The sequence below is a fragment of the Hymenobacter sp. YIM 151500-1 genome (assembly GCF_025979885.1).
Classification (GTDB): Bacteria; Bacteroidota; Bacteroidia; order Cytophagales; family Hymenobacteraceae; genus Hymenobacter.
Window position 1 is genome coordinate 3,703,383 of the sequence record NZ_CP110139.1, and the last position, 17,085, is coordinate 3,720,467.

The 17,085-nt window shown below is 65.1% G+C and carries 11 protein-coding genes; 4 read left to right on the forward strand and 7 right to left on the reverse strand.

The window, feature by feature from the left end; genetic code table 11:
* Window positions 1-17: 17 nt before the first annotated feature.
* Window positions 18-1,217 (reverse strand): tetratricopeptide repeat protein, encoded by a 1,200-nt coding sequence (locus OIS53_RS15470; RefSeq protein WP_264679472.1) that lies wholly within the window; start codon window positions 1,215-1,217, stop codon window positions 18-20.
* A gap of 522 nt (window positions 1,218-1,739) precedes the next feature.
* Here OIS53_RS15470 and OIS53_RS15475 point away from each other — a divergent pair.
* The 4 genes from OIS53_RS15475 to OIS53_RS15490 all read left to right on the forward strand — a co-directional run bounded on the left by OIS53_RS15475 (window position 1,740) and on the right by OIS53_RS15490 (window position 6,209).
* Window positions 1,740-2,561 carry a prephenate dehydratase gene (locus tag OIS53_RS15475; protein WP_264679473.1) on the forward strand — a complete coding sequence of 274 codons (822 nt, stop codon included), beginning with the start codon at window positions 1,740-1,742 and terminating at the stop codon, window positions 2,559-2,561.
* 90 nt (window positions 2,562-2,651) lie between these two features.
* Window positions 2,652-3,827, forward strand: a complete 1,176-nt coding sequence (locus OIS53_RS15480) for a pyridoxal phosphate-dependent aminotransferase (RefSeq protein ID WP_264679474.1) — start codon at window positions 2,652-2,654, stop codon at window positions 3,825-3,827.
* A gap of 180 nt (window positions 3,828-4,007) precedes the next feature.
* Window positions 4,008-4,922: a prephenate dehydrogenase gene (locus OIS53_RS15485; RefSeq protein ID WP_264679475.1), complete on the forward strand. Its 915-nt coding sequence runs from the start codon at window positions 4,008-4,010 to the stop codon at window positions 4,920-4,922.
* Window positions 4,923-5,108: 186 nt separating this feature from the next.
* Entirely contained in the window at window positions 5,109-6,209 is a 1,101-nt protein-coding gene (locus OIS53_RS15490; RefSeq protein ID WP_264679476.1) for a bifunctional 3-deoxy-7-phosphoheptulonate synthase/chorismate mutase type II, read from the forward strand.
* Window positions 6,210-6,476: 267 nt separating this feature from the next.
* Here the strand turns inward: OIS53_RS15490 and OIS53_RS15495 are convergent, their stop codons facing one another.
* From OIS53_RS15495 to OIS53_RS15520, 6 genes are all read right to left on the reverse strand, one after another.
* Window positions 6,477-7,742, reverse strand: coding sequence for a protoporphyrinogen/coproporphyrinogen oxidase (locus OIS53_RS15495; RefSeq protein ID WP_264679477.1), 1,266 nt, complete (start codon window positions 7,740-7,742; stop codon window positions 6,477-6,479).
* 53 nt (window positions 7,743-7,795) lie between these two features.
* Window positions 7,796-8,467 (reverse strand): DUF3365 domain-containing protein, encoded by a 672-nt coding sequence (locus OIS53_RS15500; protein ID WP_264679478.1) that lies wholly within the window; start codon window positions 8,465-8,467, stop codon window positions 7,796-7,798.
* Window positions 8,468-8,717: 250 nt separating this feature from the next.
* Complete coding sequence (locus OIS53_RS15505; RefSeq protein WP_264679479.1) at window positions 8,718-9,659, reverse strand: LacI family DNA-binding transcriptional regulator; 942 nt, start codon at window positions 9,657-9,659, stop codon at window positions 8,718-8,720.
* A gap of 159 nt (window positions 9,660-9,818) precedes the next feature.
* On the reverse strand, window positions 9,819-11,834 hold the full coding sequence (locus tag OIS53_RS15510; protein ID WP_264679480.1) for a glycoside hydrolase family 127 protein: 2,016 nt from the start codon (window positions 11,832-11,834) through the stop codon (window positions 9,819-9,821).
* A gap of 52 nt (window positions 11,835-11,886) precedes the next feature.
* Window positions 11,887-15,306 carry a LamG domain-containing protein gene (locus OIS53_RS15515; RefSeq protein ID WP_264679481.1) on the reverse strand — a complete coding sequence of 1,140 codons (3,420 nt, stop codon included), beginning with the start codon at window positions 15,304-15,306 and terminating at the stop codon, window positions 11,887-11,889.
* 63 nt (window positions 15,307-15,369) lie between these two features.
* On the reverse strand, window positions 15,370-16,950 hold the full coding sequence (locus OIS53_RS15520; RefSeq protein WP_264679482.1) for a glycoside hydrolase family 43 protein: 1,581 nt from the start codon (window positions 16,948-16,950) through the stop codon (window positions 15,370-15,372).
* Window positions 16,951-17,085: the final 135 nt, after the last annotated feature.

The following is a 17,085-nucleotide window of genomic DNA, read 5'->3' on the forward strand; positions in this document are numbered from 1 at the left end:
TACCTCTCACGAGCATTCTACGGCTGGGTTTCGGCTAATCCTTTCTTAATAATGTTAAACAGCTCGTTGTCGGGAGAAGCTACTTGGGTTAGGTGCTTTTGCGCCTCCATAAAGTGGGGCCGCGCTGCTTTGGGCTGGTTGAGCTGCATGTTCAGGATGGCCAGGTAGAAGTGCAGCAAACCCTGGGCGGCCGGTTTTGGTGGGGCAGTAGGTAATTGGCTGCGGAAGAAAGCTTCGGCCTCCGCCCACTGCTTGTTGGCCTGGTAGATATCCATGATGTCGTTGAACATCTGGTCGTCGGCCGGATTCAGGCGGTAGAGCCGGGCGGCCAGCTCCGGCGCGTTGGCCTGGCGGGCCGGCACAGCCAGGGCCAGCAATTCTTTGATAGTGTGGTAGTTGTCAGGTTGCAGAGCCGGGCTTTGCTCGTAGGCCTTCTGGGCTTCGGCAGGCTGCTGTTGCCCGTGGTACAAATGCCCCAGCATTCGGGCTGCATCGGCTTTTAGCTCGGCGTCGGTGTAGAGGTCGTACGCCGCACGGGCCCGTACAATGGCTTCGGTGGGCCGCTTCAGCTGCATCAAGGCGTAGGCCAGGTTGTAGTGGGAGGTAGAGTACTGCGGGTTCAGGGCAATAGACTTCTCGAATGGGGCCAGACTGGCCGCGGCTTGCTTCTGCACCAGTTTGGCGTAGCCAACAGCGTAATACGACCTATAGTCGCCCAGACCGTGGGCGTGGGCCGCGCCGTAGTAGCGCACCACCAGGTCCAGCAGCTGGGCCTCGGTTTTATCCTGCTCCCCACAGTGGCACTGCTGCACCTGGTAGTAGTAGTCGCCGAGGCCTTTGGCCAGGGCGTAGTTGGTGGGATACTTCCGCTGCAACCGGCTCAGTTCCAGGGGCAAGTCCAGCGCGTGCATGGAATACTCACCGGCCTTACCCCGCAGCTGCGCTACGGTTTCGGTGGGCGCCAGGTCTTTCAGGGCGAACATCCGATGATTCATGCTTATCAGGTAGCTCTCCAGCACCAGCTGCTCCTTGCGCAGCAGCAGCTCGGGCCGCTGGTTTTTCGGGTCGGCATTGTCCAGCAGCTGATACGCTGATTCGTATTTCTTTTCCTGCACCAGCTTGTCTACCCGGCCGAGTAATTCGGAAGTGGGAGCAGTTTGTGCCAGGCTTAAGTGAGCAGTCAGCAAGAAGCTAGCGGCAAGGGTATAAAAACGCATGTGGGCAATGTAGCGGGCCACCGGGCCGGCAGGTAGGGCAATAGAAGCTGGTCGGTAAGATGCACACCGGGCGGCGGTTTTCCTGCGCCGCCGCACGCTTGCTCGCCTGGTGTTCCAAAAAATAATTTGGATTTGCTGTTGCCAGTGCCCACCTTGCCAGCCGAAAGCTCCTGATTCTCATGCTCCCCCTCACTGGCCGCCTTTATTTTAGCTACTACTGCACCTATGCCTCCCCGGCGTAGTCGAGCGGCCGTTCTGTAGCTTTCCTGACCGAAAATCCTCAGCGCCTCTCGACACCTCGGGAGGCGCTTTTTTACGCTTACAACCCACTCCACATGCCTGCCCCGGCTTTTTTCTATTACGGCTATTACTACTTCTTCCCAAAGAAGCGGGGCCGTATTTGCCGAAGCTGACCTAGCACAGCCACCACGCAAAACCCAAGGCCCCGCACCCCGCGGGGCCTTTTTTAGTGCCCGCCCCGACCACCCAACCCATACGCTTCTCACCTCTCACTTCTCCATCATGATTGCCATTCAGGGCTTTAACGGCAGTTTCCACCAGCTAGCGGCTCACCGCTACTTCGGCCCCCACGTGCCTACGGTGCCCTGCGCTACGTTTGGGGAAGTGGTACGCCAGGTGGCGGCGGGTGGAGCTTCGGCGGCGGTTATGGCCATTGAAAACTCCATTGCCGGCAGCATTCTGCCCAACTACACGTTGTTGCGGAAGTCGGGGCTGCGGGTGGTGGGGGAGGTATACCTGCGCATCCGCCAGCACCTGCTGGCCTTGCCGGGGCAGCAGGTGGCCGACATTCGGGAGGTGCACTCCCACCCCATGGCCCTGCTGCAATGCGCCGATTTTCTGGAGCAGCACCCGCACTGGCGGCTGGTCGAGACGGAGGACACGGCCCTGAGTGCCCAGCGCATCGGGCAGCAGCGGCTAGCGGGCGTGGCCGCCGTGGCCGGGGAGCGGGCCGCCGCGCTGTTCGGGCTCGACATGCTGGCCCCGGACATCCAGACCGAGCAGCACAACTACACCCGCTTCCTGGTGGTGGCCCGCCCCGAAAACTCTCAGGAGGTGGCCCAGCCCAACAAGGCTTCCCTCTACTTCCACACGGCCCACGCCCAGGGCAGCCTGGCGCGGGTGCTGGCCTGCATTGCCGAGCAGGGCATCAACCTCAGCAAGCTGCAATCCTGCCCCATGCCCGGCAGCACCTGGCACTACTACTTCCACGCCGACCTGGAGTTCGACCAACCCGAGCAGCTGTCGGCCGCCCTGCACGCCCTGGCCCCGGTAACGGAAGGCCTCGAAGTGCTGGGCGTGTATCAGAAAGGAATGACGCATTAACCCCTTCATAGCGACAAGCTTTAAGCTTCAAGCCTGCTCGAGAAGCTTGCCGCTACTAAAAGGTGGGGTCCACCTCTAAACCGCAACCACATGCACCTACCCGTAGCCAGCCGCCTTCAGCACATCCAGGAGTACTACTTCTCGCAGAAGCTGCGCGAAATAGATGCCCTGAACAAAGCCGGGGCGCAGATTATCAACCTCGGCATCGGCAGCCCCGACCTGCCCCCGCACCCGCGGGTGGTGGCGGCCCTGACCGGCGCGGCCCAGCAGCCCAACACCCACGCCTACCAGAGCTACAAGGGCGTGCCCGCCCTGCGCCAGGCCATGGCCGACTGGTACGGGCGGCAGTACGGCGTAGCTCTGGACCCCGACGCGGAAATTCTGCCCCTGCTGGGCTCCAAGGAAGGCATTGTGCACGTGAGCATGACCCTGCTGGAAGCCGGCGACGAGGTGCTGCTACCGAACCCCGGCTACCCGGCCTACCGCGCCGCCGCCCACCTGAGCGGCGCCACCCCGGTCGACTACGACCTGACCGCCGCCACCGGCTGGCTGCCCGACCTCGACGCCCTGGCCCGCCGCGACCTGAGCCGCGTAAAGCTTATGTGGGTCAACTATCCCCACATGCCCACCGGCCGCGCCGCTGATGTGGCGTTTTTCGAGCGACTGGTGGCCTTTGCCCAGGCCCACGGCATTCTGCTGGTCCACGACAATCCGTACAGCTTCATCCTGAACCCGGAGCCGCCCCGGAGTCTGCTGGCTGTGCCGGGGGCGCGGGAGGTGGTGCTGGAGCTGAACTCCCTGAGCAAGTCGCACAACATGGCGGGCTGGCGGGTGGGCCTGCTGGCCGGCCGCGCCGATGTGCTTCAGGAGGTGCTGCGCTTTAAGAGCAACCTCGACTCGGGCATGTTTCTGCCGGTGCAGCTGGCCGCCGTGGAAGCCCTGCGCCTGGACGACGCCTGGTACGCCGACCTCAACCAGCACTACCGCACCCGCCGGGAGCTGGTGCACGAGCTACTCACGGCGCTGGGCTGCCAGCCCGAGCCCGGCCAGGTGGGCCTGTTCGTGTGGGCCGCCGTGCCGCCCACCTATCCCGACGGCTACGCTCTTAGCGACGCCCTGCTCCACGAGGCCCGCGTCTTCCTCACGCCCGGCGGCATTTTTGGCTCCAATGGCAACGGCTTTATCCGGGTGAGTCTGTGCCAACCCCCGGAAGTGCTACAAGCCGCCCTGGCGCGGGTGCGGGCGGCGAAGAACGTGTTACGCTGACGCATGGGAGGTCTTGTCATGCTGAGCGGAGCCGGAGGCAAAGTCGAAGCATTTGGCGTGCTGACGCTAGAGCCTAACCGTCATGCTGAGCCTGTCGAAGCATCTCTACCGAGGGTAACTCTTATCATGTGCGGACGAAGCGGGAGAGATGCTTCGACTGCGGCTCCGCCTTCGCTCAGCATGACGGTCTTTTCCACGCACTACTCACCACTTCACCACTTCACTACTCACTACTCACCACCTCACCGCATGGTCGTTACGATAATTGGAATTGGCTTGATTGGGGGCTCCCTGGCTTTGAGCCTCAAGGAGGCCGGGCTGGCTCACCATATCATCGGGGTGGACCGCAGCCCCGAGCACCAGCGGCAGGCCGTGGCCCTGGGACTTATTGATGAGCCGGAAACCGACTTGGCTGCCGCCGTGCGCCGGGCCGACCTGGTGGTGGTGGCCGTGCCCATGGATGCCATGCTCACGGTGCTGCCCCAGGTGCTCGACGCGGCCACCGACCGCCAAGTGGTTATCGACGTGGGCTCCACCAAGGCGGCTCTGCTGGCCCGCGTAGACCAGCACCCGCAGCGGGACCGGTTTGTGGCCGTGCACCCCATGGCGGGCACCGAGTACTCGGGGCCGCTGGCGGCCGTGCCGGGCTTGTTCCGGGGCAAAACCCTGGTGGTGTGCGACGCCGCCCGCAGCGCCAACGACGCCCTGGCCCGCGTGGAGGCCGTGTTCGGGCGCCTGGCCATGCAGCTGGTGTATATGGATGCCGCCGCCCACGACCTGCACACGGCCTACATCTCCCACATCTCCCACATCACGTCTTTCGCCCTGGCTCTCACGGTGCTGGAAAAGGAAAAAGAGGAGCAACAGATTTTCGCTCTGGCCAGCGGAGGCTTCGAGTCGACGGTGCGCCTGGCCAAAAGCTCGCCCGATATGTGGGTGCCCATCTTCCGCCAAAACCGCGTGAACGTGCTCGATGTGCTCGATGAGCACATCCACCAGCTTCAGTACCTGCGCCACCTGCTCGCCCAGGAAGACTACTCCGCCCTGCACCAGCAAATCCAGCAAGCCAACCTGATTAAGAAGATGTTGAAGTGAGGGAATTGTCATTCCGAGCACAGCGAGGAATCTGAACCACCGATAACGCTGATTATCCGCTGATTTCACAGATTAGGTTCTGCCTCTGCGTCATCTGTTTACCATCTGCTTAATCTGTGATTCAGATTCCTCGCGGTGCTCGGAATGACAGTCTCAATCCTGGACCATAAAACCTAACCCCTCGTCATGAACCAGTCATCACCCACTACTGACACCGCCACGCCGCGGGCTTTCCCTGGCAAGAAACCCCTGATTATTTCCGGGCCGTGCTCGGCCGAAACCGAAGAACAACTTCTGGAAACCTGCACCCAACTGGCCGCCACTGGCAAAGTGGACATGCTGCGGGCCGGCATCTGGAAGCCGCGCACCAAGCCGGGCCTGTTTGAGGGCATCGGCACCAAGGGGCTACCCTGGCTGCAAAAGGCCAAGCAGCTGACTGGCCTGCCCACCACCGTGGAAGTGGCCACGCCCAAGCACGTGGAGGATGCTTTGGCCTTTGAAGTGGATGTGCTGTGGATTGGGGCCCGCACCACCGGCAACCCGTTTTCGGTGCAGGCCCTGGCCGATGCCCTGCGCGGGGTAGACGTACCCGTGCTGGTGAAGAACCCCGTGCACCCCGACCTGGAGCTGTGGCTGGGAGCCGTGGAGCGCCTGGCCAAAGTGGGCCTGCAACGCTTGGGGCTGATTCACCGGGGCTTTGCCAGCTACGGCAACACGGAGTTTCGCAACGCGCCCATGTGGCACCTGCCCATCGAGATGAAGCGCCGCCTGCCGGAGCTGCCCATCATCTGCGACCCGAGCCACATCTGCGGCAACCGCACCGGCCTGGCCGGCATCGCCCAAAAGTCTATTGACCTGGACTTCGACGGGCTGATGCTGGAATCTCACCGCGACCCGGACCACGCCTGGAGCGACGCCAAGCAGCAGGTAACGCCCGAGCGCCTGGGCGAGCTGCTCGACGGCCTCATCTGGCGCCACGAAACCACCGACCAGCAGGAGTTCCTGACCGTGCTGGCCAAGCTGCGCGAGCAAATCAACCAGCTCGACGACGAGATTCTGCAGCTGCTCGGCAACCGCATGCAGGTGGCCGAGCGCATCGGTATCTACAAAAAGGAAAACGACATCACCATTCTGCAAACCGGCCGCTGGAACGAAATCCTGGACCGCGGCGTGCAGAAAGGCGCCCAGCTCGGCCTCACCCGCGACTTCATCCTCAAGTACTTCGACGCCGTGCACCTGGAATCCATCAACCGCCAGAACTCAGTGATGAACCGGGAGCGGCAGTAGCGGACCTCACCCCCTAGCCCCCTTTCCAAAAGAGAGGGGGACTAGTAACCCCAACCCCTCCCCAAAAGGGAGGAGTTCTAGTTTGTTAGAGCTAGAGTCCCTTATTAGAGAGGCTAGGGGTGGTTGATGGTAGTTGAGCAGTAAGCTGATAGAGCATCAGCTAAAAACTAGCGCTAGAGCCCCTCTCCTTTTCGGAGAGGGGTGGGGGTGAGGCAACTAGAGCTAGTTCCCCCTCTCTTGTGGAGAGGGGGCTAGGGGATGAGGTCCTCAGGCCAGCAGCATTTCCGCTACTTCGCGGCCGGTGGCTAAGGCGGCGTTCTGGGATGGATAGGCGGCGAAGTCGCCGCAACGGAACAGGGTGTCGGTGACTTTCAGGTTCTGGCGCACGGGCTGGCCGGCGGGGTACACGGGCAGGGCGTAGGGGATGACGTAAGTGCGCAGGTGCTGCCAGGCCGCCGCTTCAGGTCCGAACCAGGCGGCTAGCTCCGGCTGGAGGCGGGCGGCTAGCTCGGCTTCGCTGAGGCCGTGGGCGCCGTGGGTGCTGACCGATACCAGGCGCTGCCCGGCTGGGGCGTAGCCGGGGGCCACGTCGGAGGGGAAGGCGACGTTGTGGGCCAGGGCGTCGGGGGCGGCATTGAGGCGCAGCAGCTTGTCGGGGTGGCCGGCGGCGGCGGGGGCGGCAAAGTAGGTGCAGGTGGTCTGGCGCCAGCGCAGGTCGGTAGGGGCAGCTTCGGCCGGCAGAAGCCGTTGAGCGGCTTCGCCGTCGGTGGCTACTACCACGGCGGCGGCTTCCAGGGTTTGGTCGGTCCAGAGGCGGACGGTGGTGCCCTCCACGGCTTCTACGGGCGTGTTCAGGCGCACCGTGCCAGCGGGCAAGCGGGCGGCCAGCTGCTCCGGAATCTGCTGCATGCCCAGGGCCGGCACCACGGCTTCGCCTTTGGCAAACTGCTGAAACACAAATTCAAAGAAGTTGGCCGCCGTGCTCAGGTTGCGGTCCAGGAACACCCCACCGAAGAAGGGCCGGAAAAAGGTGTCGATGATTTGCTCGCTCCAGCCGTACTCCCGCAGAAAGCTGCGCGTGTCCTGGGCATTGCTGGCGTTGTGGCTGAGCAGCTGCCCGCTGCTCCGGCTCCGCACGTGCCGCACGAAATTCAGAATCCGCAGCTTGTCGGGCAGGGTGCCGATGGGAGCCGTCAGGGCGGTGAAGGCCGCCGCGGGCCGCTGCAAAGGGTTGTGCAGGGTAGTCTGGCGGCCATCGGGCAGGCGAATCACGGCCCCGGAGCGGTAGGCCTGGAGGCGCAGGGCGCCGTAGTCCAGGAGGCGCTCCACCTCGGGGTAGCGCGTGAGCAGCACCTGAAAGCCCCGGTCGAGGCGGAATCCTTCGGGCGTGAGGTCGGTACGCACCCGGCCGCCCACGGCGTCGGCGGCTTCCAGCACCAGCACGCGGCGGCCGGCCCGGTGCAGATAGCAGGCGCAGGCCAGGCCCGCCAGCCCCGCCCCGATAATAATGATTGGTTTTTCGGCAGCATCCATATCCTGCCCAAACTCGAAAACCAGTCCGAAGGTTGGGCTACCACAAGCCGAGCCTAGAACCGCCGCTTAAACACTTTGCGCGTTTTCATGGTCCAGAACCCGGCCACGCCAGCGCGCGGCAGGCGCACGCGCCACACGCCTGCCGCCTGGCCCAGCTGGTAGCCGGTGGCCTGGTCCTGGGGGTACTGCCGCCGGATGAGGGCGTAGTCGGCAGCCGATAGGTCTTTACCCACCTGGCCGTGGCAGCGCAAACACAGCTGGTCGGTCAGCACCACGGGGCGCTGGTAGCTGAACTCCTCGGGTTGGGGCCGCGCCACGCGGCGGGCGGCGGTGTCGGTGGGGGAAAGGTCGGCGGGCGTCAGGGCCGCGCGGTGCGCGGGGTTGCGCGGGCGCGGGCTGGCCCAGCTCAGCGAGCCTTGCAGCGCGCGGGCCAGCGAATCGGTGAGGGGCAAGGCCGCCGGGCGGCAGTAGGGCAGGGCTGCGGCCACGCCGCCTTCCTGCAGCTTCTGGGCCAGCACCTGGCGCAGCTCCCGCTCGGCCGTGCGCGTGAGCGAGTCGCCGGCCCACTGGGTGGCGCGCAGCAGCTGCTGGGGCGTAATGCGCTTCACCTGCCAGTTTTCGGCCTCCACGGCAATGCGCTTGGTGTCGCGCAGGTGCTCAATCTGGTCGGGGCGGCAGGCGGAAAGCAGGACAAGAGCAAGGACGGCGCGGAAACAGAAACGCATGGCAGCAGGGGCTTGGAATACGCAAAGGGACAAACTCCCCGGCATTCAACCAAAAACCGGCTTCAATGATTTACTGCTGCATCCAAAGCCAGCTGCGGCTTCCAACGTCCGTTTCTCCTCTGTCCAGCGGTTCAGCATCGGGTAAGTAGAGCCACAACCCTGAGCTAGGCCGACCGGCAGTTCGCGTCTGCTGGTTGAACGAGGCTGCCGGCTCGGTTGCCGCCCAACGGTTGTTGTGCCAGTGAGCTGTTCACCCAGAAGATGCGAAGGGGCGCGTCTCTACCCTGGTCAACTGCCTCAGCAACAGCTGAGTGGCAGCTGTGCCTACCTGGTCGTAGTTCTGCGGCAGTGTAACAAGCCGCGGGTTTGGCGCCTCAGAACCAGAACCGGTGGCTTTGAGGTGCTCCAGCACGCGGGCTAGTGTGGGCGGCGTCAGCGTATGGGAGACGAAAAAGGCGTCGGCCAGGCTGGCGTACCGCCGCAGCTCTTGCTCGGTAGATGCATCCGCTTCTTGTGTGGCGGGGCAGAACCATACCAGACCTTCTGCATATGGCAAGCCGCGGCTGGCAAGGGCATCAAGGTAGGCCTGGTGCCGCCGTTGCGTAGACGGCAGGTGGTGCGGCCCGGCCAGGTGCACAATCCGCCGGCAGCCCTGCGCAAGCAGCTGCTCCACGGCGTAGCGGGCGGCGTGGTAGTCGTCGGGCGGGGCTACGGGGCACAGCAGGCCCTCGGGAACCAGGCCAAAGCATACCAGCGGAATTTCCTGCTCGTGCAGCCGGTTGAAGTACCCCACGTTGCACTGGCCCGGCACCGGCGCCACCAGCACGCCATCGACCCGCGCCCGCACGAGTGCCGACACGGTTTTTCGTTCCCGGCCCGCATCGGCCTGCGACTGGCACACCATGAGCTGGAAGCCCGCCCGGCCGGCCGCCGTTTCAATGGCCTGCAACGCCGCCGCCATGCCGGGGCCGTCGATGCGGGGCACCACTACGCCCAGCACGCGGGGAACACCCGTGCGCAGGGCCGTGGCAAAGGGGTTGGGCTGATAGTCAAGCTGTTTGGCTAGCCGGTGCACCCGCTGCCGGGTGGCTTCGCTCACGCTGCTGTGGCCGCTCAGTGCCCTCGACACCGTGGAGACGGCCAAGCCTAAAGTGGTGGCCAGGTCCACCAACGAAATCCGGGTGCGTGCCATAGAGCAGTACGACAGGAGGCCGGGCGTGCCCCGAAGGCTGCCCGATGCAAGACGAAAACCCGCAATAACATGTGCGCACATAAGGCCCACCGCTGGCACCCGGCCGCCGCAGGGTGTGCCGCGTAGCTACCGTAGAGCGCCAGCGGTGGAACTAAGCAGCTAGGGCCGCACCACCGGAAACGAGGTGACGCGCAGCTTGGCCGAGCCGTAGGGAATCAAGGTCAGCGTCTCGGGCTTGGCGCCGGCGGGCTGGACCACGGGGCTGGCGGGCGGCGGGCCGGCCGAGTTGTTGACCAGCTGCCATTCGGGCAGACGTATGCCTTTCACTTGCAGTTCGATAGGAGCGCCTTCCGGCGAAAACAGCACGCCCGTAGTCGGCTTCTCTTTCACCTGAAACGCCGATGCCGGGGCGCCGCCCGTGGGCAGCAGCAGGCCGTAGTTCCAGGGCGTGGTGGCGCGCACCTCGTAGTCGTCGGCCTGGTTGGGCCGGTCGCGCAGCTTGGTCCACTGCTCGCTCAGCTTCAGGGCGTACACCAGCGGCCCGCGCTCCACCGACACCGACTGGTTGAAGCCGGGCAGCACGCGCACGTCCATGGGCAGGCGCAGCTCCACCACGTCGCCTTTCTTCCAGGCTTGCTCCAGCACGTAGAAGGTGCCGGCCTGGGGCGCCTTAGCGGCGGGCTTGCCGTTCACCGTTACCGCCGCCTTGGTGGCCCATGCCGGAATGCGCAGGTGCAGCGGGAAAGCGGCTTTGGCCGGCTTCTCCACCACAAACCGGATGGTTTCGCGGAAAGGATACTCGGTTTCCTCGCGGATGGTCACCGTCTCGCCTCCGCGCACGGCGGCGCTGAGGCGGCTGGGGGCGTAGGCGGCGGCTACCAGGCCACCGTCGGGCGAGGCCATCCAGAGGTGGGAGGCAAACTTGGGCCAGCCCTGGTGCATGTTGGCCGTGCAGCAGCCGAAGTGCGGCTCCAGCCCGAACAGGTTGCTTTCGTCGCCGTTGGTGGACCACTGCCGCTTGGCCTTGCTCACCAGCACCTGGTTGGGCTGCTGGTCGTACTGGTGGGCCCACATGGTGGCATCGAAGGTGGCGGGCAGGGCGTTGTAGGTGATTTTTTCGAGCCGGTCGCCAAACAGTGGGTCGCCGAGCAGGGCCAGCAGCTGCTCGTAGGAAAACTGAGCTTCCACCACGGCGCACAGCTCCACGCCCTGGCTGGGGTTGCGGCCGGCAAAGTGCTCGTCGCCGCTGTACATGCCGTTGGGCAGGCCGTGGTACTGGTCCAGGGTTTCGAGCTGGCGGTAAATGGCTTTACGGTCGGCTTCGGTGCCGCCGGTCATGCCCCAGAGCACGGGCATCTTCAGGGCCATGGCGTTGTTCACGCCGTGGGCTTGCAGGGCCAGGTTGTTGTTGTTGTAGTTGGTGCCCAGGCCCAGGCCTTCGGAATTAGTAGCTTCGGTGAAAGGGAATTTGGCGAAGCCCTGCTCCCAGTTGAAACCCTGCTTGGCCAGCTTGTTAGCCAGCTCCAGCAGCTGGGGGTTCTTGGTTTTCTGGTAGGTCCAGCGGATGGGCAGCAGCTCTTCGGCCCAGCGGAAGATGGCCCATTCCTTGAGCGGAATCTTGTCCATCTGGCTGTTCTGGTAGGCGAAATATTTTTCCATGAACGGCACCACGCGCTGGTCGCCGGTGGCCTCCTGGTACTGCATCAGGCTCTTGAGCACGAGCATGTTGGGCCACCAGTCCTGGTTTTTGGCCGGCCCGATGCCGCCGTCGGGGCGCTGGCTTTGCAGGGTCCAGTCTACCCATTTCTGGGCTTTGGCTTTCAGCTGAGCGTCATCGAGCAGGTAAGCCAGCGGGAGCAGGCCGTCGAGGTAGTAGGGGCCCCGCTCCCAGCCCTCGCCCGAGCCGCCGAGCCAGGCGCTGTTCGGCCCCAGGTCGGGCCAGAACTCTTCGAGGTGGCCGGTCAGCCCGTTGGCCTGGATGACGAGCTGGCGCTTCAGCCAGCCTTCGGGCTTCACCGCGCCCAGGGGCAGGGCCTGGAAAGCACCGGGCCGAAATGCCTCCGGCCGGGCGCCCGGAGTGGCCGCTGGCGTGGCCGGGGCCGTTTGACATTCGCCCCGGAGCGAAACCAGGGCCGCTGCCAGCGGCAGCACATAGTGGATGAGACGAAAGGACATCGGTGGGAACGTGGGTGAGAGTTTAAGGTAGGGAAAGTTGGGGTGGGGTGCTTCAATTCCCCGTAGCAAAGCCCACGCGGGAGCCGGAATGCTTATGGTCGTAGAACTCATAAGGTGTTTCCAAGTCATTGACTACGTGAAAGTTCTCGTAGTACAGGTAGTACCGCCCGCGGCGCTTCACCATGGTGCCTTGCCAGATGGCGCCGTTGTCGGGGTCGAAGCGGTTGCCGCGGCTGAAGTAGGGGCGGGCGGGGTTGGTGTTGTCGGCGCTGCCGGTCCAGGGGCCGTCGTAGGGGTGCAGGCCGGCAAACAGTTCGAACCGGTCGGGCCAGTCGCCCACCAGCTTTTCACTGTCGGCATTCACGTTGAGGTAGTAGATGCCGTTGTCGAACAAGATTCGCTCGCCGTAGATGTTGTCCTGGTTGTGCTTGACAATGCTGTTGCGCGAGGGGTAGGCCGGGTGCAGGCTCACGGTGCGGCCGTCGTAGCGCAGGCCGCTTATCTCGGTGGTAGGCGTGCTACCGCCCAGCGGGCCCGGCCGGGCGCTGTGGTGGTACAGGAAGATAACGTACTCATCGGTCACCGGGTCGCGCAGCGACACCACCTCGGGCGTGGCGTCGAGGCCGCGGTGGCGGCTGTAGCAGCTGTCGGGGCTCATCATCGACCAGCTGACCAGGTGCGGCACGTTCTGGTCCCAGCGCTGGGTGGCCACGTCGAACACACCGTATATCAGCCGCCGAAACCACGGGTAGGGCCGCACGCCGTTGCGAAACTCGCGGGCAAACACCAGGATTTTGCCGTTCTGGTACACGGCCCCTTCGTCGTTGACTTGCAGGCGGGTCGCCCGGGGGCCGCCGTCGGAGCACCGGGCGTTGCGGTCTTGGTGGCCGCGCAGCAGAGCGGGGGCCTGGCTGAGGTCGGTGAGGCCGGCACTAAGGTCCCGGAAGTGACGGCCGTCGAAAAGCGGGTCATCAGCGGTGAGCACGCCCAGGGCCGCCGCGCCGTGGGGGCCCTGGTGGTCGGGGTTGCCGCGCATGAAGTAGAACACGCGCCCGTCCACGGCCAGCACATCGGAGTTGGCGGCGTCTTCGGAGCGCCAGAACTGGGTGGCATTGGGCCGGGCCACGCTGTCGGTGGGCCCGAACAGGTTGCCCGGCGGCTCGGGGCTTTGGTAGGTGCGCTGCCAGGGCAGCAAGCCATAGCGCTTCTTCCACCGAAACGCGTTCAGGCTCCCATTTTTAGCCACCGGCTGGAGGCCTAAGGGCGACTCATCCGTAAAAAACCGCTGCTGAATGCTGCGCGACTGGGCCACGGCCGGGGTCAGGGCCGAGAAGTGTACGTCGTCGAAATAGGCCGGGGTGTTGTCGGTGAACAGGCCGCCGAAGCCGCGGGCATCGGGCGCCGCGCCGGCCAGGGAAATCAGGTTGTGGCCGTCGAGGTAGCCCCGCAGCACGCCGCCCACCGAGCTGAGGGTGAGCGTGTAGGTCTGGCGGGGTTTCAGCTGAAAATCATACGGCAGCACCTTGCTGGCTACCGCCGCGCCATTCACTATCCGGGCCAGCCGCAGCTGGTTCTGGCCGGGGTTGAGAGCAAACGTGTAGCCGGTAAATGGTTGGTCGGCCGCCGGCGTGGCGGCTTGCACAAACACGCCCGCCCAGCCATCGGCCACCGCCTCGAAGGACACGCCGGCCTCGATAGAGGAGGCGTGGCCGTAAGCATCCGGGTGAAACAGGGCGTGGAAGCCGGCGGAAGTGCCCTGCTTCAGGCCCCGCCGCAAGTCGCCGGAGTCACCGAGGCGGGTGCCGTCATCTTCCCAGCTTTTGGCGGCGTAGGCCCACCGGGTCGTTTTCGAGGCGGGCTGCCAGTGCCAGAGCGGCTCTCCGGCCGCGTAGTCGAAACCCTGCATCAGGTCCAGGGCCGCCGCTTCGGTGTCCTGGTGCCCGCGGGGGCAGATGCTGCGCGCCGCGCGCACCCGGCCCGACAGGCGCACGTCGTCGAGGTAGCCGTGGGCCGCCGCGGTGCCTTGGCCCCCAAGTACCACGTGTTTGTTGAGCACGGGCGCCTGGGCCAGGGGGCGGCGGTCGGCTTCCACCCCGTTTAGGTAGAGCGTCAGGTAGCCGTTGCCCCAGGCCATGGCCAAATGAACCGGTTGGCCGTAGAGGAACGGCTGCTCCGGGCTTTGCGCAACTACGGGCGGCTGGCCGGCCTGGCTGAGCGTGGCCGTCCAGCGTTTGTTTTCGGAGCCCAGGGTGAGTTCGGCGTTGGTGCCGCTGGCGTGCAGCAGCACGTACTTCCGCGTCCGGCTTGGGTCTTTCGGGTTGACCACGGGCGTAAACCACGCCTCGGCCGTGCCCGCCGCCTCGGTAAGCGGCGAGGCGTACACCAGCCCTTTCGTGTTTCGAACCGCATCAAAAGCCCCGCCGAACTGGCCGGGCACGAACCCCGCCGCCTCCGCGCCGGCCGGGCTCGTGGGAGCCTGCCTCTGCAAGCTGGCCAAGCTGCCATCGAAGCGCAGCAGCAGGCGCGTGTCGTCTTCCAGCGGGTGCGGCACGGGCTGGTTGCCCTTAAACTCGGTCCACTCGGTGCGGGCGGGGTCCACGGTTTCGCGGGTTTGGGTGTAGAGCTTGGGCAGGCCCACGGCGTAGAGCTGCCGGGCCTGGGCGTCGCTCACCGCCTGGCTGAGCAAGGTCACCTCATCGAGCCAGCCCCGGAAGCCGCCCGTCCCGGCCGCCGAGTGGCCCAGCCGTAGGTCAGCAGGAGCCGGGCCGAGGGTAAACGGCTGCTCCTTGGCCCGGCCGCTGGGCTGGCCGTTGAGGTAGAGCAGCAGCTGCCCCGAGGCCGGGTCGGCGGTGGCCAGCACGTGCGCCCACTGCCCGCGCACCAGCTGGCCGGGGCGGCTCTGCACGGTGTGGGCACGGCCGGTGGCGTCGTACACCGTCAGGCGCAGGCTGCCGTTTGGCTCGCAGCTCAGCCGGTAGCCTTTGCCCGCGGCGCTTTTCTCCAGTACAGCCACCCCTCCCAAAGCAGCCGGGTCGGCGTCGGGGTTCAGCCACGCCGCCACCGTAAGCGGGCCAGTTAGGTTCAGGCCGGGCGCATCCTGGGCTTGCAGCCACTGCGTGCCGTTGAGGTAGATGGCGCCCCCGCGTTTGCCCCGGCGCCGGAAGGTGGCTGTCAGGCCGCTGTCGTCGGTGTTCCAGGTGGTGCCGGTAAGGTAGGCCGTGTGGCCCCGGCCCGACTGGTCCAGGGCCTCGTAGCCGCTGCCTTCGTCCAGGGGCCAATGGGCCACCACGCGCGAATCATGTAGTACGGGCTCTACGTGCTGAAAGCGGATGGTCAGGTCGGTGGTCTGGGGCGGAAGCGGGGCCGCGGGGCCGGCGGCCGGAGCCGTGTCGGCCGGTGGGCCAAGGCTGGGCGCCGAGGCCTGACTAAGCAGCACTATCGGTAGCGTAACCAGCCAGTTGCTTGCTTTCATACACGCAGTAAAACTCTCAGAATCAGGTAAGATAATCCGGCTGCCATTTCAAGGCGAGGGAGGCTACTGGCGGTACAGGCGCACGTTATCAACCGACAGCCAGTTGCCGGCGCTGGCGTTGGAGTACACGCCCACCGTAATAGTGCCGTTGGTGACGTTGACGCCGGAAATCGTCAGCTCACGCCAGTTAGGCCAGCCCGCGGCCACGTCCTTGATGCTGGCCTTCAGCTCCGAGCCGCCGTAGTTTTTCACGCTCAGGAAGGCGTCCTGCTGCCCGCCGCCGCTTATCACCCAGGCCTTCACCGTGTAGGTGCCATTGGCCACGCTCACGCTTTGGTCGGTATACACCTGGTAGGCGCTGGCCTTGTAGTGGGTGAGGCGGTTTTTGCCCGTGTAGCCACCGGCCTCCACGTAGTCGGCGTCGGCGTCGGTGCCGCGGCTGCCGGGCCAGGTGTTCCAGCTGGTAGGAGTTGTGGCGTTGGCTTCAAAATCGGGATTGGCAAGCAGGTTGTTGTCGCCGGGGTCACCGGCGGGCAAGGCAATGGGTGTGCTCAGGGCGGCCGGCACCGGAAACACGGGCGTGTCGCCGTTCCAGGTCAGGGGCTGGGCCCGGGCCGTGCGCGTATTGAGGGTTTCGCCGGAGTTGGTTTTGCCGTGATACACAATCCAGTCCTGGGTGCCGTCCGGCGACTTGAAGAAGTCGCCGGAGCCGGGGCCGTACACGCCGGCCGCGTCGTTGCGCTGCAGCACGGGCGAGGTGCTCTTGCTCCAGGAGCCGGCGTTCAGCAGGTTGCCATCGGTGTTGGTGAGCAAGCCAATGGCGTAGCTGGCCGAGTGGGCCGGCTGCCCCGAGAAGGCAATGTAGGTTTTGCCGTTGCGCTGGATAACCGCCGGCGCTTCGTTGTAGTACGAGTCCCAGGTGGTGCCGGCGCTTCTGCCATACGACAGCTGCACGGCGTTGCCGCTCACGGTCCAGGGGTTGCTCAGGGGCATAATCCACAGCGAGCTTTCCACCGACGAAACCAGGTACAGCTTTCCTCCCCGCTCGAAGGCAACGCCGTCGATGTTGGAAACATCGGCCTTGTTGGGAGGGCGCAGCTCGGCCTTAAACGAGTAGGGCCCCATGGGGTCGTCGCCGCTGCTCTCCAGCACGTACATGCGGTGGTTGTTGCCGCTGGTGTTCGTGGCCGTGTAGTAAATGTACCAGCGGCTGTTGTAGCGAAACAGGCTGGGCGACCACATATTCGTGGTGCGTGCGGGGGTGTTGTCGGTCCACACCGTCACGTCGGCGGCATTGGCCAAACCGGTAATGCTGGCCGCCTTCCGAATCACAATGCTGCCCAGGTTGGCGTCGTTGGTGAAGGTGAGGTAGTAGTTGCCGTTGTAATATTCCATGTCCGGGTCGGGGGAGAAAACAGACCGGAGCGGATTATAAAAGGTGGTGGTGGCCAATTGCGTACCGGGCGCCGAAGTGGGCTGAGGCGCTTCCACGGCAGGGTTTTCGCAGGCCGCCAGCAGGCTGGCGGCGCCCACGGCCGAAACCAGCAGGCGTAGGGCCCGCAGGGTAAAAGGGTGGCTGGCCGGCTGACCGGCCTGATTTGCTACGCGCCCGCGGCGCTGATTGAAAGCCAGGAATGTTTTCACGGGTGAAGGGCTGGAAGGAAAAGGTGAGAGTACAAGGCCGCTACGGCAGACCAGCCGGCGGCTGCCACCGTCGGCCGGGGAGCGGGGCGGACGGCGGCACCTCCGCCCCGCTCTTTGGTGAAGAACAGCTTTTTC